Source organism: Phascolarctobacterium succinatutens (assembly GCF_958453765.1).
GTDB lineage: Bacteria > Bacillota > Negativicutes > Acidaminococcales > Acidaminococcaceae > Phascolarctobacterium_A > Phascolarctobacterium_A succinatutens_B.
The window spans coordinates 1-22338 of sequence record NZ_CAUDZA010000029.1; the positions used below are offsets into that span (position 1 = coordinate 1).

At 49.4% G+C, this 22338-nt stretch carries 26 protein-coding genes; 2 read left to right on the forward strand and 24 right to left on the reverse strand.

Annotation, left to right across the window (positions count from 1 at the left end):
* Positions 1–426 precede the first annotated feature (426 nt).
* Positions 427–885, forward strand: a complete 459-nt coding sequence (gene tnpA, locus Q7Q81_RS09635; RefSeq protein ID WP_304275695.1) for an IS200/IS605 family transposase — start codon at positions 427–429, stop codon at positions 883–885.
* A gap of 349 nt (positions 886–1234) precedes the next feature.
* Here tnpA and Q7Q81_RS09640 read toward each other — a convergent pair whose 3' ends face one another.
* The 3 genes from Q7Q81_RS09640 to Q7Q81_RS09650 form a co-directional block, all read right to left on the reverse strand.
* Positions 1235–3190 carry a TRAP transporter permease gene (locus Q7Q81_RS09640; protein WP_304275698.1) on the reverse strand — a complete coding sequence of 652 codons (1956 nt, stop codon included), beginning with the start codon at positions 3188–3190 and terminating at the stop codon, positions 1235–1237.
* Positions 3191–3224: 34 nt separating this feature from the next.
* On the reverse strand, positions 3225–3668 hold the full coding sequence (locus Q7Q81_RS09645; protein WP_304275701.1) for a DUF1850 domain-containing protein: 444 nt from the start codon (positions 3666–3668) through the stop codon (positions 3225–3227).
* Positions 3669–3773: 105 nt separating this feature from the next.
* Positions 3774–4745, reverse strand: coding sequence for a TAXI family TRAP transporter solute-binding subunit (locus Q7Q81_RS09650; protein ID WP_021719550.1), 972 nt, complete (start codon positions 4743–4745; stop codon positions 3774–3776).
* Positions 4746–5092: 347 nt separating this feature from the next.
* Here Q7Q81_RS09650 and Q7Q81_RS09655 point away from each other — a divergent pair, with 347 nt between their 5' ends.
* Positions 5093–5467 (forward strand): hypothetical protein, encoded by a 375-nt coding sequence (locus tag Q7Q81_RS09655; RefSeq protein WP_021719551.1) that lies wholly within the window; start codon positions 5093–5095, stop codon positions 5465–5467.
* Between the two features lie 75 nt (positions 5468–5542).
* Here Q7Q81_RS09655 and trpA read toward each other — a convergent pair whose 3' ends face one another.
* From trpA to Q7Q81_RS09760, 21 genes are all read right to left on the reverse strand, one after another.
* Entirely contained in the window at positions 5543–6334 is a 792-nt protein-coding gene (trpA, locus tag Q7Q81_RS09660; RefSeq protein WP_293392562.1) for a tryptophan synthase subunit alpha, read from the reverse strand.
* Entirely contained in the window at positions 6327–7511 is a 1185-nt protein-coding gene (gene trpB / locus Q7Q81_RS09665) for a tryptophan synthase subunit beta (RefSeq protein WP_304221168.1), read from the reverse strand. The genes trpA and trpB overlap by 8 nt, the downstream gene beginning before the upstream one ends.
* A complete protein-coding gene (locus Q7Q81_RS09670; protein ID WP_304275703.1) occupies positions 7498–8136 on the reverse strand; it encodes a phosphoribosylanthranilate isomerase in 639 nt (212 codons plus the stop codon). Before Q7Q81_RS09670 ends, trpB begins: the two co-directional genes overlap by 14 nt.
* Positions 8129–8908 (reverse strand): indole-3-glycerol phosphate synthase TrpC, encoded by a 780-nt coding sequence (gene trpC / locus Q7Q81_RS09675; protein ID WP_304275706.1) that lies wholly within the window; start codon positions 8906–8908, stop codon positions 8129–8131. The genes Q7Q81_RS09670 and trpC overlap by 8 nt, the downstream gene beginning before the upstream one ends.
* A gap of 21 nt (positions 8909–8929) precedes the next feature.
* Positions 8930–9946, reverse strand: a complete 1017-nt coding sequence (gene trpD, locus Q7Q81_RS09680; RefSeq protein WP_304275709.1) for an anthranilate phosphoribosyltransferase — start codon at positions 9944–9946, stop codon at positions 8930–8932.
* A 531-nt stretch (positions 9947–10477) separates the two neighbouring features.
* Entirely contained in the window at positions 10478–12073 is a 1596-nt protein-coding gene (locus Q7Q81_RS09685; RefSeq protein ID WP_304275712.1) for an AAA-like domain-containing protein, read from the reverse strand.
* A gap of 91 nt (positions 12074–12164) precedes the next feature.
* Positions 12165–13685 carry a YifB family Mg chelatase-like AAA ATPase gene (locus Q7Q81_RS09690; RefSeq protein ID WP_304275715.1) on the reverse strand — a complete coding sequence of 507 codons (1521 nt, stop codon included), beginning with the start codon at positions 13683–13685 and terminating at the stop codon, positions 12165–12167.
* A gap of 19 nt (positions 13686–13704) precedes the next feature.
* Positions 13705–14076: a YraN family protein gene (locus Q7Q81_RS09695; protein ID WP_293696362.1), complete on the reverse strand. Its 372-nt coding sequence runs from the start codon at positions 14074–14076 to the stop codon at positions 13705–13707.
* A complete protein-coding gene (locus tag Q7Q81_RS09700) occupies positions 14054–14893 on the reverse strand; it encodes a ribonuclease HII (RefSeq protein WP_418948529.1) in 840 nt (279 codons plus the stop codon). The genes Q7Q81_RS09695 and Q7Q81_RS09700 overlap by 23 nt, the downstream gene beginning before the upstream one ends.
* Before the next feature lie 65 nt (positions 14894–14958).
* Positions 14959–15819, reverse strand: coding sequence for a ribosome biogenesis GTPase YlqF (gene ylqF, locus Q7Q81_RS09705; RefSeq protein WP_293392591.1), 861 nt, complete (start codon positions 15817–15819; stop codon positions 14959–14961).
* Positions 15816–16388 (reverse strand): signal peptidase I, encoded by a 573-nt coding sequence (gene lepB / locus Q7Q81_RS09710; protein WP_304275719.1) that lies wholly within the window; start codon positions 16386–16388, stop codon positions 15816–15818. The genes ylqF and lepB overlap by 4 nt, the downstream gene beginning before the upstream one ends.
* A gap of 190 nt (positions 16389–16578) precedes the next feature.
* Positions 16579–16920, reverse strand: a complete 342-nt coding sequence (gene rplS / locus Q7Q81_RS09715; RefSeq protein ID WP_009145924.1) for a 50S ribosomal protein L19 — start codon at positions 16918–16920, stop codon at positions 16579–16581.
* 129 nt (positions 16921–17049) lie between these two features.
* Positions 17050–17625 (reverse strand): RNA methyltransferase, encoded by a 576-nt coding sequence (locus Q7Q81_RS09720; RefSeq protein WP_304275722.1) that lies wholly within the window; start codon positions 17623–17625, stop codon positions 17050–17052.
* Positions 17618–18439 carry a tRNA (guanosine(37)-N1)-methyltransferase TrmD gene (gene trmD / locus Q7Q81_RS09725; protein WP_304275724.1) on the reverse strand — a complete coding sequence of 274 codons (822 nt, stop codon included), beginning with the start codon at positions 18437–18439 and terminating at the stop codon, positions 17618–17620. Before trmD ends, Q7Q81_RS09720 begins: the two co-directional genes overlap by 8 nt.
* The gene (gene rimM, locus Q7Q81_RS09730; protein ID WP_009145927.1) at positions 18436–18939 is read right to left on the reverse strand and encodes a ribosome maturation factor RimM; all 504 of its coding nucleotides are present in this window, start codon (positions 18937–18939) and stop codon (positions 18436–18438) included. The genes trmD and rimM overlap by 4 nt, the downstream gene beginning before the upstream one ends.
* A gap of 3 nt (positions 18940–18942) precedes the next feature.
* Complete coding sequence (locus Q7Q81_RS09735) at positions 18943–19347, reverse strand: YlqD family protein (protein WP_021719181.1); 405 nt, start codon at positions 19345–19347, stop codon at positions 18943–18945.
* A 19-nt stretch (positions 19348–19366) separates the two neighbouring features.
* The gene (locus tag Q7Q81_RS09740; protein WP_009145929.1) at positions 19367–19594 is read right to left on the reverse strand and encodes a KH domain-containing protein; all 228 of its coding nucleotides are present in this window, start codon (positions 19592–19594) and stop codon (positions 19367–19369) included.
* A gap of 20 nt (positions 19595–19614) precedes the next feature.
* Entirely contained in the window at positions 19615–19887 is a 273-nt protein-coding gene (gene rpsP, locus Q7Q81_RS09745) for a 30S ribosomal protein S16 (protein WP_304275727.1), read from the reverse strand.
* A gap of 53 nt (positions 19888–19940) precedes the next feature.
* The gene (gene ffh, locus Q7Q81_RS09750) at positions 19941–21287 is read right to left on the reverse strand and encodes a signal recognition particle protein (protein ID WP_009145931.1); all 1347 of its coding nucleotides are present in this window, start codon (positions 21285–21287) and stop codon (positions 19941–19943) included.
* Positions 21288–21292: 5 nt separating this feature from the next.
* On the reverse strand, positions 21293–21646 hold the full coding sequence (gene ylxM, locus Q7Q81_RS09755; protein WP_009145932.1) for a YlxM family DNA-binding protein: 354 nt from the start codon (positions 21644–21646) through the stop codon (positions 21293–21295).
* Between the two features lie 94 nt (positions 21647–21740).
* Entirely contained in the window at positions 21741–22295 is a 555-nt protein-coding gene (locus Q7Q81_RS09760) for a GDSL-type esterase/lipase family protein (RefSeq protein WP_304275729.1), read from the reverse strand.
* Between the last annotated feature and the right edge of the window lie 43 nt (positions 22296–22338).

Sequence of the window (22338 nt, forward strand, 5' to 3'; positions counted from 1 at the left end):
TTGCTGAGGGTAAAGAAATAGGCCTTGCTGAGGAAAAACTCGCTACTGCTAAGCGTATGCTGGCCAAGGGCTGCTATTCTCTCGATGATATTGCGGAGCTTACTTCTCTGCCTATTGAGCAGGTTGAAGCCTTAAAAGCTGACCAAGTTTGATTCGAAGAATGCCCCAAGATAGGCTCTCTTGAAACTTGCGGTTTTATACAAAAAAAGGACCTGAAGTCCGGATTCTTGCGGACCTCAGGTCTTTTCGTTATGTGGCTTTAGCCCGTGGAGCGCTATCGAAATTCTTTTCAAAGAAATGAGATAGTGCTTCACAAAGAACCACCCGCTATGCGGGTGCGCATTGATTGTTATACAAAAATACGTCATTCCGATATACAATAGTAAGTGTTCAAGTCACTATTGCAAAGAAAGGAATGACGTATTAATGGCAAATAAAACTAACGAGTTATCGCATTCAAAGTGGGTATGCAAATATCATATAGTCTTTACACCTAAGTATAGACGAAAAATCATTTATAATCAATACCGTGAGGATTTAATAGAAATTTTTAAACGGTTATGTTCGTACAAGGGTGTAGAAATTATCGAAGGTCATATGATGCCTGATCATGTGCATATGCTACTTAGTATTCCGCCTAAAATTGCAGTATCGACATTTATAGGCTATCTTAAAGGAAAGTCAGCGCTTCAAATGTTTGATAAACACGCAAATTTAAAGTATAAGTTTGGCAATAGACATTTTTGGGCAGAAGGTTACTACGCATCTACAGTAGGTCTAAATGAAGCCACCGTAAAGAAATATATTGCGGAACAAGAAAAGTACGATATAGTTTTAGACAAGTTAAGTGTAAAAGAGTACGAAGACCCTTTTAAGGGTAACTAGTATTCAAAACGCCCCTGACAGGGGCAGCGAAAGAGAAAAGTGCAATGTGGCTTGAACAAAGTGAAAGCCAGCGTCTTGAGGCGCTGGCTAGTATTAAGGGCTTATAGCCCGTCGTCAAACCACCCGTTTGACGGGTGGTCATGATTTGCGTAAAATCTTAAGTTATTTAAATTTGAGGCAAAAGCTAAGCACTGCCGTCAAGGCTTATGGTTGCGGTAAAACGTTGAAAAGCCTTGGGATTATCTCAGAAAACATAAAAAGTAGAATAAACAATGTTAATCAATAAAAAAGTCCTGCGCAGCATATAAAATGCGCGCAGGACCTTGAAGCTTGCTATGAAATTTTCGGCTTACAGGTCTTCCCCATCTTGCTGAATAGCACCCTTAACCTTGTTCGTGCGCTGCCATACATAGGCAACAGCAACGAGCGCAACACCGATGCCGTCGGTAAATACGCCAGGGATAATCATGCAAATACCGCCAACGAGGAATAGAATACGCTGCGGAATGTTCAGCAGATTGTTGCAGAAGCCGATCATCGCCATGGAAGCACCCCACATACCTACAATCGCGGTGAAGGCGCTATAGCAAATGGTGAACGGAGTTGCGTTGATCATCAGCAGCTCAGGTGCCAGTACGAAGATGTACGGAACGATGAACGCAGCAATCGCCAGCTTAGCAGCGATAACGCCGGTACGCATCGGGTTAGCACCGGCAATACCTGCGCCGGCATAAGCAGCCAGTGCAACAGGCGGAGTAACGTCAGCAACGATACCGAAGTAGAACGCGAACATATGCGCTGCCAGTACCGGTACATTCATCTGCACCAGAGCAGGCGCTGCAATGGTAGAGGTAATTACGTAGTTAGCAGTTGTCGGCACGCCCATGCCAAGAATCAGAGAAGTGATCATGGTAAAGAACATTGCCGGCAGCAGATTACCGCCTGCCAAGTCCAGCAGAGCAGTTGCAATCTTCAGGCCAACGCCGGTTTTGGTAACAACGCCGATGATGATACCTGCGGTTGCACAGGCAATCAGTACGCCAAGCACGCCCTTGGAGCCGTCAATGAGACCTTGGACGATTTGCTTGAAGCCGATGCGGGTGGATTTACGCAGGCAGGCGCAAACGATGGTCAGCACGATGGCTGCCAAAGCGGCACGCATAGGAGTATAACCGCTTACGAGCAGGTAAACGATAACGATTAACGGAATAGCCAAATGGCCTTTTTCCAGGAACAGCTCTTTGAACTTCGGCAGCTGGTCACGCGGAGTGCCCTTCAGGCCGAACTTTTTAGCTTCGTAGTGAACGCCCAGCCATACGCCAATGTAGTACAGCATTGCCGGGATTACGGCAGCCTTAACAACATCAAAGTACGGAACGCCTACAAACTCTGCCATCAGGAAGGCAGCAGCGCCCATTACAGGAGGCATCAGCTGACCGCCGGTAGAAGCAGCAGCCTCAACAGCACCCGCAAATGCCGGACGATAGCCAAGCTTTTTCATCATCGGGATGGTGAAAGCACCGGTGCCGGCAACATTACCAACGGAGCTGCCGGAAACAGTACCCATGAGGCCGGAGGACAGTACGGCAACCTTCGCCGGTCCGCCTGCTGCCCAGCCTGCGATAGCGTTGGCAATATCAATGAAGAATTTGCCGAGGCCGGTGGTTTCCAAGTAAGCACCAAAGAGGATGAACAGATAAATAAAGGTAGAAGATACACCCATAGGCGTACCGAAAATACCCTCGGTAGTGAAGAACAGATGGTCAAACATTTCCTGCACGCCAACGCCACGATGTGCCAGAATACCGGGAACGTAAGGACCTAAGAAGGCGTACAGCATGAAACAGAAGGCAACGATAATCATCGGCCAGCCTACTACGCGGCGCGCTGCTTCAAAAACCATAATCGTACCGATAAGGCCGACGATGAAGTCTGTTTCCGTGTTCATGCCGGCACGCAGCACCAGCTCCTGATAGTTCACAACCAGATACATGGCAGTACCTGCGCTGAGCAGTGCCAGGAAGGCATCAAAGGGATGCATCTTGCTGCGGGACCAGGAATGTCTGCTGGGATACAGCAGGAAAATCAATAAAAAGCCGAAGGCTAAGTGAATAGCGCGCTGCAGATGCGCGTCCAGCACACCGAAGGTGGCTGTATATAATTGGAAAAGTGCAAACAGAATACAGATTGCGGAAATAATTTTACCCCACACACCTGTAAGCTCACGCTTGTCTGATTCCTTGTCAAATTTTTGCAATACCTCTTCTGCTGAAAGCTCTTTTACTTTCTTTTCTTTTTCAGACATGGGTATCAGCTCCTCTCATTTAATATAATAAAACCTAAAAGTACCGTTCCAGCCAGTACTGATATCGATACATGACCTTCACTGTTACCGCAGTCCCCTGCCCGTACAGAGCAATCAGGTCGTAGCTGTCGCCGCCGTGGACAATGTGCGGCATTGCCTGCTCGGATATACGCAGGGCTACTTCCTTATAGGGGCGGTTCATCTCCATATCAAACTTACCGTCGGCAGTCTGCGTCAGCTTGCCGTCGGCAGCGGAATACGGATAGCCCCAGCCCAGCGAGGAAAAGCGGGTGTGCGTCATGGTCATGTTATTTGCGCCGTTAACCCTGAAATAATCATTCCAGGCAGTTTTTTCCACCGAATGCGTCAGGCTGATGTACCATTCATCACCTGCCGCTGTGGCAAAAGTAACAGCTCCTGCAGTTCCCTCAGGTATAATCGCCACCACCAGGCGCGTACTATACCACCCCAAAAGCATTAACACAACGCTTACAATAATTACTAAATTCTTTACTGGGAAAAAAGACCGGCTACCGGCAAACGCCGGTTTCCGGTCTTTGAAGTTCGGCATCATTTAAAATCCTTATTTTTCGTTAAAGAATTTTTCAGCACCCGGGTTCAGCTTAATGGACATGCCGTCTTTAGCAGTATCTTTGCTGATAGCATTTGCTGCGGAGTGAGCGGATTTCATACGGTCAAGGTTGCCGTACAGAGCTTTAGCAATTGCATAAGCGGTGTTTTCGTCCATCTTATCGGTTACTGCCAGCATGCATTTTACTGCTACTGCGGTAACGTCAGCATCCTGCTTCGGATAAGTACCGGCTTTGATAACCAGCTTGGTGTAGAACGGATATTTTTTGATCAGAGCATCAGCCTTGTCAGCATCAACCGGAACCAGTACAACGTCGTTCTGAGTTGCGATATCCTGAATAGCAGCGGTCGGATGGCCTGCGGTTACGAAAGCAGCATCAACGTTGCCGTCCTTTAGAGCACTTGCAGCTTCACCGAAGGACAGGTATTGAACCTTAATATCATCATATTTAATGCCATATGCTTCCATAATCTGGCGAGCGTTAGCTTCGGTACCGGAGCCTGCAGCACCTACAGCGATGCGTTTGCCTTTAAAATCAGCAACAGATTTGATACCGGATTTTTTCAGGGTAACAATCTGTACGGTTTCCGGATACAGAGTTGCAAGACCTTGCAGGCCGGCAACCTGTTTGCCTTTGAACATTTCAGTGCCGTTGGCAGCATAGTAAGCAATATCATTTTGAATAAAAGCAATTTCAACCTTGCCTTGGCTGAGCAGGTTTACGTTTGCTACGGAAGCGCCGGTAGATTGTGCGGAAGCATTGGTACCCGGAATATTTTTATTCAAGATATCAGCCAGAGCACCGCCTAACGGGAAGTAGGTACCGGATGTACCGCCGGTAGCAATGTTAATGAATTTTTGTGCAGCAGGTTTTTTATCATCTTTCTTATCTCCACCGCCGCAGCCGGCAATCATAGTAGCCATAACCATGATACCAAGTAAAAAAGCCAAGAGTTTTTTCATAAGAGTTCCCCTCCTTTAATATACATATGTGCTAAGATAATAAAATTCACGCAGCAACATATTGTTATTCTTCTTATTCGTCAACATTGTGTAAAATCCTGCTGAAAAATTCATAAAAACGTCATGTATACAAAATACTTTCAGCATAAAAATGCAGATTCTATGAAAAATTCTTGCTATTTTGTGATTATTAATACAGCTTTTCTGCATAAATCGCTGTGGAATCATTTCATTATAGATTCATTTTGCTTATTTTCGTAATCTATGTTACAATAATAGCGTTATGTTTATTGCTTTTTCTGATAAAGCGAGAGTCATCAAAAACATCTTTTTAAGGAGTGAATAATATGAGTTCCGGAGCTTATTCTTTAAGACTCGCTCGTACCCTGTACGAAAATGTTTATCATGCTATGCTGTACAATGAAAACCAACAGCCTATCGGTGATCTGGAAATTATTCCGAACATCCCTCTCGACCGCAGCCAGGTGCCTGAGGATGCACCGGAAGTACCGGCTTATCTGCTGGTAATCGTTAAAGACGCTGACATCAACAAGGACAACCTGATTGATTTCGAAGAGCGCGCTTCCTATGCTCTGCTGAAACGCTTCTCCACCGAAGTTATCAACTTCCAGCACTGCAAATTCTACTATCCGTCCCCTGCCTTCATTTTTGAACAGCCGGACGCAGTAAACGGTGGTACTGAGCCCATGCCGCTGCAATAATTTAAACCGAAAAACTCCGCTCCCTGCTGCATATGCAGTAAGGAACGGAGTTTTTTTGTGCCCAAACCTTTGTAATCAAGCCTCCGCAGCTGCCTTGGCAACCGCTTCGGACATACTCTTGACGTATTCGTAAACATGCTCGGGAGAAGCCTCGCCGTATTGTGCCACGATTTTTTCAATCGCACTGCCCACAATAGCGCCGTCACTGGCCTTGGCCATCTTGTACGCCTGCTCGGGAGCAGCGATACCGAAGCCTACAGCCACCGGAATATCGGTAGCCTTGCGCACCTCTGCGACAATGCCGTCAATATCGGTAGTGATGTTGCTGCGCACACCGGTAACGCCTAAGGAAGAAACTACATATACATAGCCTTGGGCAATAGCGGCGATTTTCTGGATGCGGTCCTTGGAGGTAGGCGCAATCAGCGGCACCAGGGCAACGTGATGCGGTTCGCTGAACGGACGCATCTCCTCGCGCTCCTCGTACGGTATATCCGGTATGATGACGCCGTCTACACCTGTTTCTTCGCAGCGGGTGAAGAATTTTTCCGCACCGTAGGCATAAATCGGGTTAGCGTAGGTCAAAAATACCAGCGGTACCTGTGTTTCCTCGCGAAGCTCCGCTACGAGATCAAAAATTTTATCGGTAGTAGTGCCTGCAGCCAACGCACGCATATCCGCTTTTTGGATAACCTCGCCCTCAGCCACGGGGTCGGAGAAGGGAATGCCGAACTCTATAAGTCCTGCACCGCCCTTAATCATGGCTCTCACCAGCTCCTTAGTTGTAGCAAGATTGGGATCGCCTGCGGTCACAAAGCCGATAAATACCTTTTTCTTTTCGTCAAATGCCTTTTGTATTCTATTCATGTAAATCAACTCCCATATAACGTGCGATTGCGGCAACGTCCTTATCACCGCGGCCGGAAATATTTATAACCATAATCTTATCCTGCGGCAGAGTGGGTGCCAGCTTCATAGCGTAGGCTACGGCATGCGCACTTTCGATTGCAGGGATAATGCCTTCTGTTTTAGAAAGATAGTTGAAGGCGTCAACTGCCTCCTTATCGGTAGCAGGAACATATTCCGCACGGCCGATGTCGTGCAGATAAGCATGCTCGGGGCCGATGCCGGGGTAATCAAGACCGGCGGAGATGGAATAAACCGGAGCAATCTGGCCGTATTCATCCTGCAGGAAGTAGCTCTTCATGCCGTGGAAGATGCCCAACTTGCCGTTTGCCATGGTTGCGGCGTTCTTGGGATTATCTACGCCCAGGCCTGCAGCCTCTACGCCGATTAAGCGCACGTCCTTGTCCTCGATGAAGTCATAGAACATACCCATAGCATTGGAGCCGCCGCCTACGCAAGCCACCAGCACATCAGGCAGGCGTCCTTCCTTTTCCAGCATCTGCGCCTTGATTTCCTCGCCGATGATCTTCTGGAAGTCGCGCACAATTTCCGGATACGGATGCGGGCCCATAACGCTGCCCAGAACATAGTAGGTATCCTCAACACGTTCCGTCCATACGCGCAGCGCTTCGTTTACTGCATCCTTCAGGGTACCGGTGCCGCTGCTTACAGGCACAACCTTCGCACCCAGAAGCTCCATGCGGAACACGTTGAGCGCCTGACGCTCGCAGTCCTCCTTGCCCATGTAAACAACGCATTCCATGTTCATCAGCGCCGCTACGGTAGCAGTCGCAACACCGTGCTGGCCTGCGCCAGTTTCGGCGATAACACGCTTTTTGCCCATCTTCTGCGCCAGCAGAATCTGTCCCAAAACGTTGTTGATTTTGTGTGCGCCGGTGTGGTTCAAATCCTCGCGCTTCAAGTAAATCTTGCAGCCACCCAAGTCCTTGGTCATCTTCTCTGCGTAATACAGCAGGGACGGTCTGTTGGCATATTCGCGGTACAGACGCGCCAGCTCCGCCTTGAATTCGGGATCATTTTTAAATTTTTCATAAGCAGCCTCTAATTCCAGAACTGCGTTCATCAAAGTTTCCGGCATGTATTGACCGCCGTGAATACCATATCTACCTTTTGTCATCGTTATCTCCCCTTACCTCCGCTATAAATGCGGCAATTTTTTCCGGATCCTTGAACCCTTCTGTTTCTACGCCACCGCTTACATCTACGGCAAAGGCGTTACTGTTTTTCAATACATCTGCAACATTCGCTGCCTCAAGACCGCCTGCGATAAAATACGGTCTGCTGATTTTTTCATCTGCCACCAGCGCTAAATCAAAACGCTTACCAGTGCCGCCGTACTGCCCCTTGGTATAGGTATCAAAGAGCAGGTAATCGCAGGGATAGGCTTGCAGATTTTCAAAGGAGCCTGCGTCCTTCACGCGGACTGCTTTGATAATCGGCAGCTCCGTCTGCAGCCGCAGCCTTTCGCAATAAGCTGCATCCTCGTCACCGTGCAGCTGGATGACGTCTATCGTCCTGCTTTTGGCCAAGCGTACAATCTTATCTATCTCGGCGTTGACGAAAACGCCGACTGCCTTAATCTGCGGGTTAAGCATTGCCTTCAGCTGTGCTGCCTGCTGCTCCGTCACCTCGCGTTTGGTCTTGGCAAAAACGAAGCCTATATAATCCGGCAGCAGTCTGTTGACGCACTCTATATCCTGCACACGCTTCAAGCCGCAGATTTTAACCTTTACCTTACGCATCACGCATCTCCTTCAGCATCGCCGCCGCATCCGCACTGCGCATCAGGGCCTCGCCCACCAGCACCGCCTGCACGCCTGCCTGCTTCAGCGCCTTGGCATCAGCTGCGCATTGAATGCCGCTTTCCGCTACGAAAATCTTGCTTGCGGGAATCGCATCCCTCAGGCGCAGGCTGTTTAGCGGGTTCACGCTGAAATCCTTGAGATTGCGGTTGTTCACGCCGATGATTTCCGCTCCCGCCGCCAGTGCCATCTGCACCTCGCCTGCGGTGTGCGCCTCCACCAGAGCGCTCAGCCCCAGCTCCTGCGCCTGCGCCAAGTATTCGCCCAGCTGCGCTGCACTCAGCAGGCTGCAGATAAGCAAAACAGCGTCGGCACCAATGCATTTGGCCTCGTAAATCTGGTACTCGTCCAGCGTGAAATCCTTCCGCAGAAGCGGCAGCTCCACTCTTTGGCGTACCGCCTGCAGGTAAGCATCGTTGCCCTGAAAGAACTTCGGCTCCGTCAGGCAGGAGATGGCTGCTGCGCCGCCTGCCTCGTACTCCGCAGCCTTGCGCAGGTAGATGTCCGTAAAATCTGGAGCAATGATGCCCTTCGAGGGGGATGCCTTCTTCAGCTCGGCGATTACACTCAGGCCGGGGGCAGCAAGCGCTGCCCTGAAATCCTTGCCCTGCGGTCTGCCCTCTGCCTCATCACGCACCGCGTAAAGGCTTTTCTGCGCTTTGAGCGCCCGCACACGCTCCTTGGTATATTCCGCAATCTCATCTAAAATCATAATCTAACCTCTTTAATCAGCTTATTTATTGCTCAGCTCAATCAGCTTTTCCAATGTCTGCAGTGCCTTGCCGCTGTCAATCAGCTCTGCCGCCAGCTTCACGCCATCAGCAAAGCTTGCAGCCTTGCCGCCGATATACAGGCTGGCGCCGGCATTCAGCAAAACTGCATTGCGTTTCGGTCCCTGCGCTCCCGCCAGAATGTCGCGCGTAATCTTAGCGTTTTCCTCCGGCAGACCGCCTACCAGATCTGCCTTGGTGCAGCGCTCCATGCCGAAGTCCTCAGGCTTGATAACGTAATTTTTCATCCAGCCGTCCTTGAACTCGCAAATGGTAGTCGGTGCGCTCAGCGAAATCTCATCAAGTCTGTCCTGACCGTAAACCACCATGCCACGCTTAACTCCCAGGTTCATCAATACCTGCGCCAACGGCTGAACCAGATACTCGTCATACACACCCAAGAGCTGCATCTTCGGGCTGCCTGGGTTCGTCAAAGGTCCGAGGATGTTGAATACGGTGCGTATGCCCAGCTCCTTGCGGATAGGTCCTACATATTTCATCGAGGTGTGGTATTTCTGTGCGAAGAAGAAGCACATGCCGACTTCCTTTAACAGCTCCACGCATTTTTCCGGCTCCTGCTGAATGTTCACGCCCAACGCCTCCAGGCAATCTGCGGTGCCGCATTTGGAGGAAGCGGCGCGGTTGCCGTGCTTAGCAACCTTCATGCCACCTGCCGCAGCAACCAGAGCGGAGGTTGTAGAGATGTTGAAGCTGTTGGAGCCGTCACCGCCGGTGCCAACGATTTCAAAAATGTCCATGCCGGTTTCGCATTTCAGTGCGTGGTCACGCATCGCTGCGGCGCAGCCGGCAATTTCATCGGTAGTTTCCGCCGTAGTGCTCTTGGTAGAAAGCGCTGCCAGAAAGGCTGCATTCTGCGTTGCACTTGTTTCACCGCTCATAATCTCATTGATTACGTCATATGCTTCGTTATAGGTTAAGTCCTCTTTGCCGACGATTTTTACAATAGCTTCTTTAATCATTTTAATTCCTCCCATAGTTTACGCTAACATTCTACGAGAAGGTCTATCACAGTTTTGTTATACAAAAAAGCCTGTCCTGAAGCTGCTTAGCTTTTCTAAGCAATTCCAAGGACAGGCTGTAAATACTTATACCTGCGGTACCACCTTGTTTCGCCGCCATTGCGACGCGCTCTCGCAGAGTGCCATCACACTCCTCACCTTTAACGCCGGTGTTGCGTTGCTGAATACTCTCGCCGAAGCGATTTGACAGCACCCTCAACGGTCCATTTATCAGCCTGCATCTCTATCCGGCTTCCACCTGCCCGAACTCTCTGTAAGCGCATCTGCTGACTTGATCTCCGTCTCAACGGTTTGTGGTTTTTTGAAGTTGTGCCTAGTTTACCACCACGAATATCTTTCGTCAACAACTTTGTACAAAATCTTGCAGATTTTTTTATTTATCCGTGATTTTGTAAAGCAGGTTACAGATTTGTAACAAAAAACGCTCTGCGTACTACCGTCAGTAATACGCAAAGCGTTAATAGACCAAACTTAAACTACTGCCTCAATGATAACCTTATCCCCTACATTGATCCGCTGCACTCCTGCCTGCTTATTTTTGTTGAAGCTAAAGCTCAGCAGATAGCCAACCTTAGTATGATAAGCAGCTAATTGGCTTTCTCCGCGATTATTATATTCGTTTCCGCGCCAAATTTTCATTTCGATAATATACTGCTCACCATTATAGTCAACTATCACATCTGTTCTGCATAAATCCCTTGTACGCGCTTCGACATAATAGTTGCCGGTTCCGTTGATTATAGGACGCAAGTACAGCAAAAAGTACTTTCTTCCCTCCTCCTCCAGAAAGCGCTCATCACACGAACCGAAAATATCATTAAAATGCACAATGAATTTTTGGAGCACCATTTCCATATCCAGTCTGCCATTAGTTATAAACTGATTCTTATCCTGGAGAGATGCTTTGTAAAGCTCATTTTTCTGCAGCTCATCCTCCGCCAGATAATAATTATAGAGTCTGGTTTCAAAAATCCTGTTGGCAATCGCTACATACCCGTCTTTATTTTTTATAAAGCCAAACATCGTAGCCATATCAATAGCTGCTTCATCAGCACTATAAGGATACATATTGCCGGAGAAAAGCACTGCCTTCAGCATCCGGTTCAGCTTCGGGTAGGCGTGCAGCTTCCCTATCAAGGATTCAAACAGGGTATTTTTCTCCTGCAAAAGCAAGCGTACTGCCGCATTAAAGCCAACCTTGGTCCAGGCAGCTTTTTTAGAAGCATATTCCGGCATTAAGCAAACCTTTTCGTCGAGCAGCTGGCACAATCTGGAAACCAAAAACGGATAGCCTGCCGTATAATCGTAAATCCAGCCTGCAAAGATTCCGGTATCAAAAGCAAGTCCGTAATCCTTGGCATATTCATTAAGCATAGCAGCAATCTCTGCTTGTGAAAAGCTCATGTCTATCGTAAAATCCGCCGCTATGTTCCAAGGACTGTTATATTTATGCTCTTCATCGGCACGCAGCTTTTGTTTAAGATTTTTGATGTCATATACTCCGGCAAGAATAACAGATTGAAACGCAGGCTGCCAGGCACGTTCGATATATTGCGCCCTGAGCTGTGCCAAAAAATCTAAAAAAACCTGATTATTAGAAGCACTGTCCACCTCATCAATCATCAGAACGATAGGCTTATCGCTCGCTGCACAGATATCTCTCATGCATTCAAAAAGCTCCTTCAGACTGAAAATACTGTTACTGATTACAGCTGCATTTTTCAAATCTGCACAGGCCTTTTCCAAGGCAGTATTTTCCGACAGGCGGTTACGCTTCAGCGCATGCAAAAAAGAGCCTGCGAAAGCAATAGAAAATATATTGCCGTCCTTAAATTTAGAAGCATCAAAGGTTTGAAAGTCCAGCAAGACGGTGTAATATTCACTTTGCAGATAGCCGAAAAGTGCCTGCAGCGTTGTTGTCTTACCATACTGGCGTGCTCTGTTGATGGTGAAATACTTTTTGGCAGCAATCATTTCTTTAATCTTTTGCAGTCGTCCACTGATATCAACCATATAATGCTCGCCGGGTATGCAAACAGCTGTCGTATTAAAGGTCTTACGCATCATTCCATCTCCTTGCTTCAAATATTTCTTCTTAAATTATAGCATATTTGCCAAGAAAAGCATATCTTGCAGCTACGCAAGACTTCTCTGCTCCCTACGGACGCACGCTGGTGCGCAGCTGAATAGCCTCCGCCAGATGCACCGCCTCAATGTTCTCACTGCCAGCGAGGTCTGCAATCGTGCGTGCCACCTTCAAGATGCGGTCATGGCTGCGGGCGCTGAGGTTCAGCATATTAAAGTAGCGCTTCATAACATTCTGCGCCGCCGCGTCCAGCTGGCAATATTTAACAACCTCGCTCCGTCCCATCTGCGCATTGCAGTGCATCCCCAAGGCCTCCAAGCGCTCCTGCTGCACCAGTCGCGCCTTTACCACACGTTCGCGGATAGCAGCGGAGGATTCGCCCTTTTCCTTCGTTTTCAGCTCGCTGAACTCCACCCTGCTCAGGTTTATCTGCATATCTATTCTGTCCATCAGCGGACCGGAAATCTTGCGCTTGTAGCTGTCAATTTCCGCTTGTTTACAGGAACAGCGGTGCACCGAATCACCGAGGAACCCACAGGGGCAAGGGTTTTGAGCAGCGCATAAAATAAACTTGCTCGGGAAGGTCATCGCCGCCCTGACGCGCGAAATGCTCACCTCGCCATCCTCCAGCGGCTGACGCAGCATTTCCAGCGTAGCGCGTTCAAACTCCGGCAGCTCGTCCAAAAACAGTACGCCGTTATGCGCCAAAGTAACCTCCCCCGGGCGCGGTGTACTGCCACCGCCCAGAAGCGCGCTGCCGCTGATGCTGTGATGCGGACTGCGGAACGGACGCTCCAGCATGACGCTGTCTGCCTGCGGCAAAAGTCCCACAATGCTGTAAATCTTGGTAACCTCTAGCGCCTCGGCCTCCGTCATCGGTGGCAAAATTGTCACCAAACGGCGCGCCAGCATCGTCTTCCCACAGCCCGGAGAACCAACCATCAGGATACTGTGACCGCCGGCGGCAGCAATTTCCAAGGCTCTGCGCGCCACAAGCTGTCCTTTGACATCGGCAAAATCCACATGATAAATCTTATTATTATTTTGCAGAATATTTTCCTTCGGCAGCGGCGTCAGCGTGTTCTTCCCCTTCAGGTGCTCCACCAGCTCCTTTAAGGTTGCCACCGTATACACATCAATGCCATGAATCAGCTTGCCCTCGGCAGCATTGGCCTGCGGAATATACACCTCCTGCGCCCCGCACTTCTTGGCATCCATAATCATGGAAAGCACGCCGGAAACCTTGCGGATTCTGCCGTCCAGCGACAGCTCGCCGATGAAAACCTTGCTTTCCAGCTTTTCCGGCTCCAGAATTCTGCCGCAGGTCATGAGGCCTACGGCAATAGGCAGATCAAGGCCGCTGCCCTCCTTGCGCAAATCGGCGGGTGCCAGGTTTACCGTAATCCGCGTCATCGGGAAGGGATAATCGGAATTACGCAGCGCCGCCTTTACGCGCTCCTTGGACTCACGCACGGCCATCGCCGGCAGTCCCACCAGATCGAAGCTGGGCAAGCCGTTGCTCACGTCCACCTCCACCAAAATCTGTACACCATCAATACCACAGGTTGTTTCGCCAAGAATCTGTGCAAACATTATCAACACTCCTTTTCTTTTAAAAGCAGTGCGGCCAATGCCTGATGCTGATAGCCGCAGTGCTTTCAATGATAATTTCTACTACATCAAAGGAAAGCACCGGCGGCTGCTCCAGCAGACCTCTGCATTGGAGATAATATTCAGCGCAACGATGAATTTTTCTTTGCTTTGCCGGTGTCACGGCCTCTATCGGTCTGCCGAACCGGGTAGAAGCACGTGTCTTGACCTCTATGAAGCTGATACAGCCACTTTTTTCAACAATAATATCAATTTCACCATAACGGTGACAGCGAAAGTTGCGGGTCAATATTTTATAACCCATATTTTGCAGATAGCGGCAGGCAAAATCTTCGCCGTATTTCCCAAGACTACTCCTCGACGGGGTACTCATAGTTATCAGTCTGCGGAGCATAGAGGATATTTTCCTCAGCAGCCACCGGCGGCAGCTGCATGCTCTTCACAGGCTCAAAGCTGCGGCGGTGCCAGCGTGTAGCACCCAGCTCGCTCACAGCCTGCATATGTGCGCCGCTGCCATAGCCCTTGTTATGCGCAAAGCCGTAGGCAGGATAAACAAGATCAAGGCGCTCCATGATGCGGTCACGGGTAACCTTCGCAATAATGGAAGCAGCGGCAATAGAAGCGCTCAGCGCATCACCGTGCACCACAGATTCAATCTTCATACCAGGAACCTTCACCGGCATAGCGTCAATCAGCGCTGCCTGCGGACGGCAGTGCAGGTTTTCCAGTACCTGCGCCATGCCCTGCTGCGTAGCAGAGTAAATATTCAGCTCATCAATATTGCTGACGCTGACGATGTTCACCTCGATATCCAGCGCCTTGGCCATAACCTCGTTATACAGCATATCGCGTTTGGCAGCGGAAAGCTGCTTGGAATCGTTCAGCCCGCTGATAAACACATCCTTGGGCAGAATAACGGCAGCGATAACCAGCGGTCCTGCCAAAGGTCCGCGTCCTGCCTCATCTACGCCGGCAATCAGCTCGCAGCCTTCGTCATATAGCTCGCGTTCCAATTTCAGCATCGCCGTGAAGCGCTCCTTCTCCGCCGCCGCCTTCTCCAGACGCTTGTTGTATGCTGCCAGCAGCTTCTGTACTCCCTTGCGCTCGTCTGCTGCTAATGTCGCCAGCTGCTCCGCCGTCGGCGTGCCTGCCAACAGCTCCTTGATTTCGGTAATATTCATCTTCTGTATCCCCCTTAACTTTTATTTCTGCATAAAGAAAAACCGCCCTGCGGCGGTTTTTATGGCACGACAAATCAAGGCTCGTCGATTGTAAACCGCCCTAAACGTCCTGCTCGGAAGTCTCTGAGTACAAGCTGAATAACCTTATCAAGGTCCAGCAGTCCACCAGACTTCAGACAACCTCTGGCAACGGCAATCTTCGCCATAACGGCGTTGACATCATCACCCTGCTCGAGGCTTACTGCATATTTAGTTTGCAAATCCTGAGGATATTTGCGTATCAACAGATCAAGCAGCAGCTCTACGGCCTGCTCCCTGTCGAATACATCCTCCTTGATGGCGCCGGTAACAGCAAGCGCAAAGCCCACCGACGGGTCCTCAAACTTAGGCCAGAGTACACCAGGCGTATCCAAAAGCTCTAAGCCCTTGGCAATCGTTACCCACTGCTGTCCGCGTGTCACACCCGGCTTATCGGCAGCCATTACCTTGTTCTTGCCTACGAGGCGGTTAATCAGGGTAGACTTGCCAACATTCGGAATACCTACAATCATAACGCGGACGGGACGGTTGCGCACGCCCTTCTTCAGCCATTTATCAATCACCGGCTTGGCAGCCAGCTGAACTGCACTGATAAGTTGCTTAACGCCCTTACCGGTAGCGCAGTCAATCTTGCACACAGGCAGACCGCTGTGCTTAATTTTTTCCAGCCACAGGTCAGTCTGGGCCTTGTCTGCCATATCAATCTTGTTCAGTGCGATAACCTTAGGCTTGCTGCCAAGGATATCCTGCAGCATGGGGTTAGTACTGGAGCGCGGAATACGTGCGTCCAGCATTTCCACCACTACGTCAACCAGCTTAATCTGGCTTTCCATCATGCGCTTCGCCTTGGTCATATGGCCGGGGAACCACTGAATCTTAAAATCCTCCAGCATCATTCGCCCATACCCGTATCAGCCTTCAGCACGCGCATCTTGTCCAGCGGCCAGAAGGCAACCAACGCACGTCCCTTAACCAGCTTCAGCGGCACAAAGCCAACGTCGGCAAAACGGCTGTCCTCAGAGTTATTACGGTTATCACCCAATACAAAGATGGTATCCTTGGGAACAACTACCTTGCGGTAATCGGAAATATTTTTGCCCTTAGGGTCATTGTGGTAAATGTAGGTTTCGTTCAGCTGCTTGCCGTTGACGAATACCTTGCCCTGCTGCATCTCCACAGTGTCACCGCCAACTGCGATAACGCGCTTGATAAAGTCACGGGTCTGGTCCTTGGGGAAGCGGAAGACTACGATTTCGCCCTTCTTAGGGTCGGTAACAAAGTAGCTCAGCTTATCAACGACAAGACGCTCATGGTTTACCAGCGTAGGATACATAGAGGAGCCTTCTACCATGTAAGGCTCTACCAAAAAGGTGCGGATGCAGAATGCGAGTGCTACCGCAATGATAATCGAAACAAGCCAGTCACTGGCAGAATCCTGCCAGGAGGTTCCACTTTTCTTGCTCAACTAATGAGCCTCCTCTCTATCGCCGGCACAGGCCGGATTTTTAACTACAATAATATAGATATATTGTAGCATAGATTGCAGCTTCAGTTATGACATAATTGTAAATTTGCTTTATTTTAAAGCATAAATGCTTCATAACGTAATAAAAGGGACCGTACTACTACAGTCCCTTTTACATAAACAAGATTGATTAGCGTTTTTCTCTGATACGAGCAGCTTTACCAGTCAGTTTGCGCAGATAATACAGTTTAGCACGGCGAACGATACCAACGCGTGCTACAACAATTTTCTCAATACGCGGGCTGTGAACCGGGAAAGTTCTTTCTACGCCAACGCCGTAAGAAATACGACGAACGGTGAAGTTTTCACGAACGCCGGAGCCACTGCGGGAAATTACAACGCCTTCAAACAGCTGAACGCGCTCGCGGGTACCCTCGACGATTTTGCAATAAACTTTAACGGTGTCGCCTGCTTTAAACTCAGGGATGTCGGAACGAAGTTGTTCTTGTTCCAGTACTTCAATAATGTTCATAGTTTCCTCCTAAATCATAGACGTTCATGTGCGAACTCCACAGCGGACCGTCCGTATTACACAACGTAAATTGTATCATAGACAAACAATTAATGCAAGAGAAAAGTGTATAATTTCTTGCATTTTTCTTTAATTTTTTTCCCACCAGGCCTCGCCTGCAAGCCTGTCCAGAATAATGGCTGCGGCACTGCGCACACAAAGATGATTATAGTCACAGGGGCCGTAAACAGGCTCTAGAATATAATCAAATTTGGCCATAGTTTCCGCCTCAATGCCAAAGCCTGTGCCGAACAAAAGCAGCACCGGTCTGTCACCCTCCTGCAGCTGCTTGCGCATAAAGCTGTAGGAAACGGTGTTGGGATAAATGCGTGCATCCGTAGTGACAACGTAAGGCTGCTTGCCTGTGCGCTCTACAATCGTCTGCACTGCACTTGCAATATCAGGCTGCCACAGCACACGGCTCAGCGCGTCGGCACGGTCGGGGTTATACACCTTGCCATAGCCCTCCTGCCAGTAGGAAAGTATCTTGTCGATAATCTGCTTCTGGACCTCCAACGGGTGGATGATGTAATAGCCCTGCACATTGTAGGTGCGACAGGTACGCGAGATATCGTGGATATCAAAGTTAGTCACCGCGCCGGCGATAATGTTCATGCGCTTGTTATAGATAGGATAATGGACAAGGCCAACATATAGATCAGCCATTCGCCTCATCCTCCTTCACCTCGGCGCTTGCATGTTTTTCCTGCTCTGCAGCTATTTCGGCACGCAGCTCCTCATAGAAGCGGCGCTCCGATTTTTTCATTTTATAGGGCAAGCGGCCTGTCAAAAGCTCCTTCTGCTCCGCACTCAAAAGGTCGGGACGCAGAGCGAGCGTTGCCTTGAGCGACTGCTTCAGGCGCCAGCTGTTAATCAGCGCATGGTTGCCGCTGCGCAGCACCTCAGGCACCTCCAGGCCCTCAAAGTTCACCGGACGGGTGTACTGCGGGTATTCCAGAAGACCGGTGCTGAAGGAATCCTCCTCCGCACTTTCAATCTTGCCCAATACGCCGGGAATAAAGCGGGAAATTGCATCCATCACGATGATGGCAGGCATTTCGCCGCCGGTGAGCACGTAATCGCCGATAGACAGCTTTTCATCAACCCAATGGAAGATGCGCTCATCAAAGCCCTCGTAATGACCGCAGACGAAGATAAAATCCTGGCCGCTGTGGGCATATTCCTCAACGATGCTCTGTTTGAGCGTGCGTCCTCCCGGGCACATCGCAATAACACGGGCGTTTGGCAACTGCTCCTTCGCCTTGCGGATGGCAGCCACCATCGGCTCCGGCTTCAGCACCATACCGGCACCGCCGCCGAATGGAGAATCATCCACCGTGCGATGCACGTCATACGTAAAATCGCGCGGATTGATGCAGCTCACCTCAATCAGGCCCTTGGAGGCAGCGCGCTGCAGAATGCTGTGACCTGCAGCCTGCTCAATCTGTTCGGGAAATAAGGTTACAAATAAAAACTTCATTCTGCCTCAACCCACTCAGGCAGCTCTACGACAATGCGCTTTTCTGCCAGATTGATTTCCTTGACATATTTCTTCAGTGCCGGCAACAGATAATCCTTCTGTCCGGGGACAGCGATAACATAAACATCATTGCTGCCTGTGCTCAGTGCGTCCTTAAAGGTGCCGATTTGCTCGCCCTGCTCGTCATAAACAGGCAGGCCGATGAGATCAGCAACATAGAAGCGTCCTTCCTCCAGCTCCGGCAGGTCCTCAGCGTTAATGCTTACCTCCATACCGCGCAGCAGCTCGGACTCGTTCATGCTTTTGATTTCGGCAGTAGTCACCAGCACCATTCTTTTATGAAAGCGTGCTGCTTTAACGGTCAGCTTGCGGCCGTCCGGCAGCAGCAGATAATCCAGGTCTAAAAATTGTTCCGGCTTATCGGTTAACGGCAATATACGAATATCGCCCCGCACACCGTGCGGAGCGACAATTTTGCCAATAACTATTTGGTTTTCCATGGATTATTCGCGGAAAGCGATAATCTTACCGTCTTCGGTAAGGATTTCTGCGCCCATCAGGGTATCGATATTGGTGCCTACGGTAATTTCTACAGTACGCTCCAGGGTACCATGACCAATTTCAGCGCCCAGCTCCAGAGCTTCCGCTCTTTTCAGCTTAGCCTCTGCTTCTTGTTTGGCAGCAGTACGCTTATTTCTTTCGATGTCAATTTGTTCGCGCAAAGCCGGAAGCACGCTCAAATCGCTGGCAGCCTGATGCAATGCTTTTTTAGCCTGGAACTCGAATTGCTCCAGATCAAGCTCCATATTCTTTATGGTATTTTGGAGATCTCCAACAATTTTCAACTTTAAATCTTCAGTAACTTTTGCTTTAACAGCGACGGGAACCCTAACGATCATTTTATCCATAGCGATATACCATCCTCAATCAAATAATTTCGACAATGACTTTCACATTTTCACGGGTTGCTACTGCTTTCATAACAGTTCTGATAGCTTTTGCGATACGGCCCTGTTTTCCAATAACCTTACCCATATCTTCAGAAGCAACATGGAGGCGAAGCACCGTTGTTGTACCGGTGGTCTCCTCCTCCACTACTACTGCAGAGGGATCATTTACAAGAGATTTGGCCATAACTTCTACCAATTCCTTCATGTAGATCACGCCCCCTCAAATTATTTTGCTGCTTTAGCTTCAGCAAATTTTTTCATGATACCATCCTTGCTGAACAGGTTTTTAACGGTATCGGTAGGTTGAGCGCCTTTGTTCATCCAGTCGATAGCTTTTTCAGCGTCGATTTTTACGGTAGCCGGTTGAATGGTAGAATCGTAGTAACCGATGGATTCGATGAAACGACCATCACGAGGAGAACGAGCGTCTGCAACAACAATACGATAGAAAGGAGCTTTTTTAGCGCCCATACGTTTTAAACGGATTTTAACTGCCATGTTGATTTTCACCTCCTTAAATTAATATCTCACAACATGGAACTTTTCATTTATTATCTGCCAAACGGCAGCTTGAAGCCGCCTTTGGAAGCAAACTTTGCCATACCCTGCATACGCTTCATCATCTTCTTGCTTTCTTCGAAGTTTTTCAGAAGCTTGTTGACATCCTGTACACGCATGCCGCAGCCTGCAGCGATACGTTTACGACGGCTGCCATTGATGATTTCGGGTTTTTGTCTTTCCTTCTTGGTCATGGAGCGGATGATTGCTTCGATGCGGTCGAATTCCTTTTCGTCCACATTAGCTTCCTTCAGCTTTTGGCTGATGCCGCCCATGCCGGGGATTAAGCCTAAGATGGTTTCCAGAGAACCCAGCTTTTTAACCTGCTGCATCTGGTCCAGGAACTGCTCTAAGGTGAATTCATCCTTACGCAGCTTTTTCTCCATCTCCAATGCCTTGGCGAGATCAGTTGTAGACTGGATTTTTTCTACCAGAGTCAGGATATCGCCCATGCCCAGAATACGGGAAGCCATACGGTCCGGATGGAAGGGCTCCAAAGCATCCAGCTTTTCGCCCAAGCCGATCAGCTTAACCGGCTTGCCGGTAACAGCCTTTACGGAAAGCACCGCACCACCGCGGGCATCGCCATCGAGCTTGGTAACAATCAGGCCGTCAATGCCCAATTCCTTATCAAAGCTTTCAGCAACAGTTACTGCGTCCTGACCGGTCATAGCATCTACAACCAGCAGAATTTCCTGAGGATGAACAGCGCCCTTAATGTTGCGCAGCTCCTCCATCAGCTCTTCATTTATATGTAAGCGGCCTGCGGTATCGATAATTACCGTATCGCATGCTAGGCTATGCGCCTTTTCCATGGCCTTTTGGGCAATTTCTACAGGAGAAACCTTATCGCCCAGAGTAAATACCGGCACATTCAGCTGTTCGCCCAAAACCTGCAGCTGGGTAATAGCAGCAGGACGGTAAACGTCGCCTGCAACCAGAAGCGGTTTTTTGTGCTTACGCTTCAGGTAATTGGCCAGCTTGCCGGCGGTAGTAGTTTTACCTGCGCCCTGCAGACCAACCAGCATAATAACTGTCGGCGGTTTTGGAGCAACAGTGAGCTTGCTTTGGGTACCGCCCAAAAGCTCAATCAGCTCTTCATTAACTATCTTGATAATCTGCTGGTGCGGATTCAGGCCTTCGCCGATTGCTTCACCAACAGCGCGCTCTTTAACCTTGGCTACAAAGTCCTTAACAACCTTGAAGTTAACGTCGGCCTCCAAAAGCGCCATACGCACTTCGCGCATAGGAGCCTTTAAATCCTCCTCAGTCAGCTTGCCGTTGCCGCGGAACATCTTTAATGCATTTTGTAATCTTTCAGATAAACTTTCAAATGCCATTCTATCTACCTACCTTCACTGCAAAGCTCTTTCAGCATTTGCACGGCCTCGTCTTTTTTTGCCTCATCCGGAGTTGCCAGCAAATCTATTGCCTGCTGCAGCTTAGCATGCAGCTCCTCCTCGCGGCTCAGCACCTTCAGTGATGCTTCATATCGTTCTAGCAGCTGCTCAACACGCTTGAGCAGGTCGTGGACAGCCTGACGCGAAACGCCCAGCTCCTCCGAAATCTCACTCAGAGACAAGTCGTCATAGAAATACAGTCCCAGGCATTGCTTCTGCTTAGCTGTCAGAAGTCCGCCATAAATATCAAAGAGCCTGCCTAAGCGCATACGCTGCGCAAAAATTTCTTCTGCTGACATATTTATCCCTCTCGAAATTTAGTCGACTATGTAAGTATAAAGCATAAAGCGATGCTTGTCAAGTATTTTTACTTGTCACCTTCAAAAATTTTTTCTAAGCCTCTTTTTCGTCCTTCAGCCATTGCCAGATCAGCGGCGCTGCGTAGCTTCCCATCGCCTCATACGTCTGGGATTTGGGATGAATGCCGTCAACGTAGGCCTTGAAGCGTGCCCCTGCGTCCATGCCGATGGCAGGCTGCAAATCCAGCAGGAAGGCCTTGCCGCCGCAGATATGCTCTGCCTCCTGCCGCAGGTTCAGCAGCTGACGGTTGAGCGCCTGCTCCGTACTGATGAACGGTAGCACGATGCACAGGCTGTACCGCTTTTCCTCGCACCACTCCAGCACACGCTTGTAATCGCGGCTGATGTCCTCAATACGGCGCCCCTGCAGAATGTCGTTGGCACCGCCGAGGAAGAGAACGTGCTGCACATATTCCGGCAGTGCGTACTGGCGCATGCGGTAGATGATATCGTCGCAGCAGTCACCACAGACGCCGTAGTTGAGCATTTTAATCTGCGTCAGCTTTTCCACCTGAGCGGTCCAGGAATAGCGTGGGCCGAAGGGAAAGCCCTGCACCAGAGAATCGCCGTAACAGGCAACGTATTTCATGATAATCGCTCCTCACGTTGGTTTTTTTACATATTATTATAGC

Coding starts and splice junctions, on each gene's coding strand:
- ffh (WP_009145931.1), bottom strand. CDS start 21,287: ATGGCATTTGAAAGTTTATCTGAAAGATTACAAAATGCATTAAAGATG.
- trpB (WP_304221168.1), bottom strand. CDS start 7,511: ATGACAAAAGGTAGATATGGTATTCACGGCGGTCAATACATGCCGGAA.
- rimM (WP_009145927.1), bottom strand. CDS start 18,939: ATGGAAAACCAAATAGTTATTGGCAAAATTGTCGCTCCGCACGGTGTG.
- Q7Q81_RS09645 (WP_304275701.1), bottom strand. CDS start 3,668: ATGCTTTTGGGGTGGTATAGTACGCGCCTGGTGGTGGCGATTATACCT.
- Q7Q81_RS09760 (WP_304275729.1), bottom strand. CDS start 22,295: ATGAAATACGTTGCCTGTTACGGCGATTCTCTGGTGCAGGGCTTTCCC.
- rplS (WP_009145924.1), bottom strand. CDS start 16,920: ATGAACATTATTGAAGTACTGGAACAAGAACAACTTCGTTCCGACATC.
- Q7Q81_RS09720 (WP_304275722.1), bottom strand. CDS start 17,625: ATGGCTGATCTATATGTTGGCCTTGTCCATTATCCTATCTATAACAAG.
- trpD (WP_304275709.1), bottom strand. CDS start 9,946: ATGATTAAAGAAGCTATTGTAAAAATCGTCGGCAAAGAGGACTTAACC.
- Q7Q81_RS09685 (WP_304275712.1), bottom strand. CDS start 12,073: ATGATGCGTAAGACCTTTAATACGACAGCTGTTTGCATACCCGGCGAG.
- trpA (WP_293392562.1), bottom strand. CDS start 6,334: ATGAATAGAATACAAAAGGCATTTGACGAAAAGAAAAAGGTATTTATC.
- Q7Q81_RS09655 (WP_021719551.1), top strand. CDS start 5,093: ATGAGTTCCGGAGCTTATTCTTTAAGACTCGCTCGTACCCTGTACGAA.
- Q7Q81_RS09690 (WP_304275715.1), bottom strand. CDS start 13,685: ATGTTTGCACAGATTCTTGGCGAAACAACCTGTGGTATTGATGGTGTA.
- Q7Q81_RS09735 (WP_021719181.1), bottom strand. CDS start 19,347: ATGGATAAAATGATCGTTAGGGTTCCCGTCGCTGTTAAAGCAAAAGTT.
- ylqF (WP_293392591.1), bottom strand. CDS start 15,819: ATGATGCTGGAGGATTTTAAGATTCAGTGGTTCCCCGGCCATATGACC.
- ylxM (WP_009145932.1), bottom strand. CDS start 21,646: ATGTCAGCAGAAGAAATTTTTGCGCAGCGTATGCGCTTAGGCAGGCTC.
- Q7Q81_RS09640 (WP_304275698.1), bottom strand. CDS start 3,190: ATGTCTGAAAAAGAAAAGAAAGTAAAAGAGCTTTCAGCAGAAGAGGTA.
- tnpA (WP_304275695.1), top strand. CDS start 427: ATGGCAAATAAAACTAACGAGTTATCGCATTCAAAGTGGGTATGCAAA.
- trpC (WP_304275706.1), bottom strand. CDS start 8,908: ATGATTTTAGATGAGATTGCGGAATATACCAAGGAGCGTGTGCGGGCG.
- rpsP (WP_304275727.1), bottom strand. CDS start 19,887: ATGGCAGTTAAAATCCGTTTAAAACGTATGGGCGCTAAAAAAGCTCCT.
- Q7Q81_RS09695 (WP_293696362.1), bottom strand. CDS start 14,076: ATGAGTACCCCGTCGAGGAGTAGTCTTGGGAAATACGGCGAAGATTTT.
- Q7Q81_RS09650 (WP_021719550.1), bottom strand. CDS start 4,745: ATGAAAAAACTCTTGGCTTTTTTACTTGGTATCATGGTTATGGCTACT.
- trmD (WP_304275724.1), bottom strand. CDS start 18,439: ATGAAGTTTTTATTTGTAACCTTATTTCCCGAACAGATTGAGCAGGCT.
- Q7Q81_RS09740 (WP_009145929.1), bottom strand. CDS start 19,594: ATGAAGGAATTGGTAGAAGTTATGGCCAAATCTCTTGTAAATGATCCC.
- Q7Q81_RS09670 (WP_304275703.1), bottom strand. CDS start 8,136: ATGCGTAAGGTAAAGGTTAAAATCTGCGGCTTGAAGCGTGTGCAGGAT.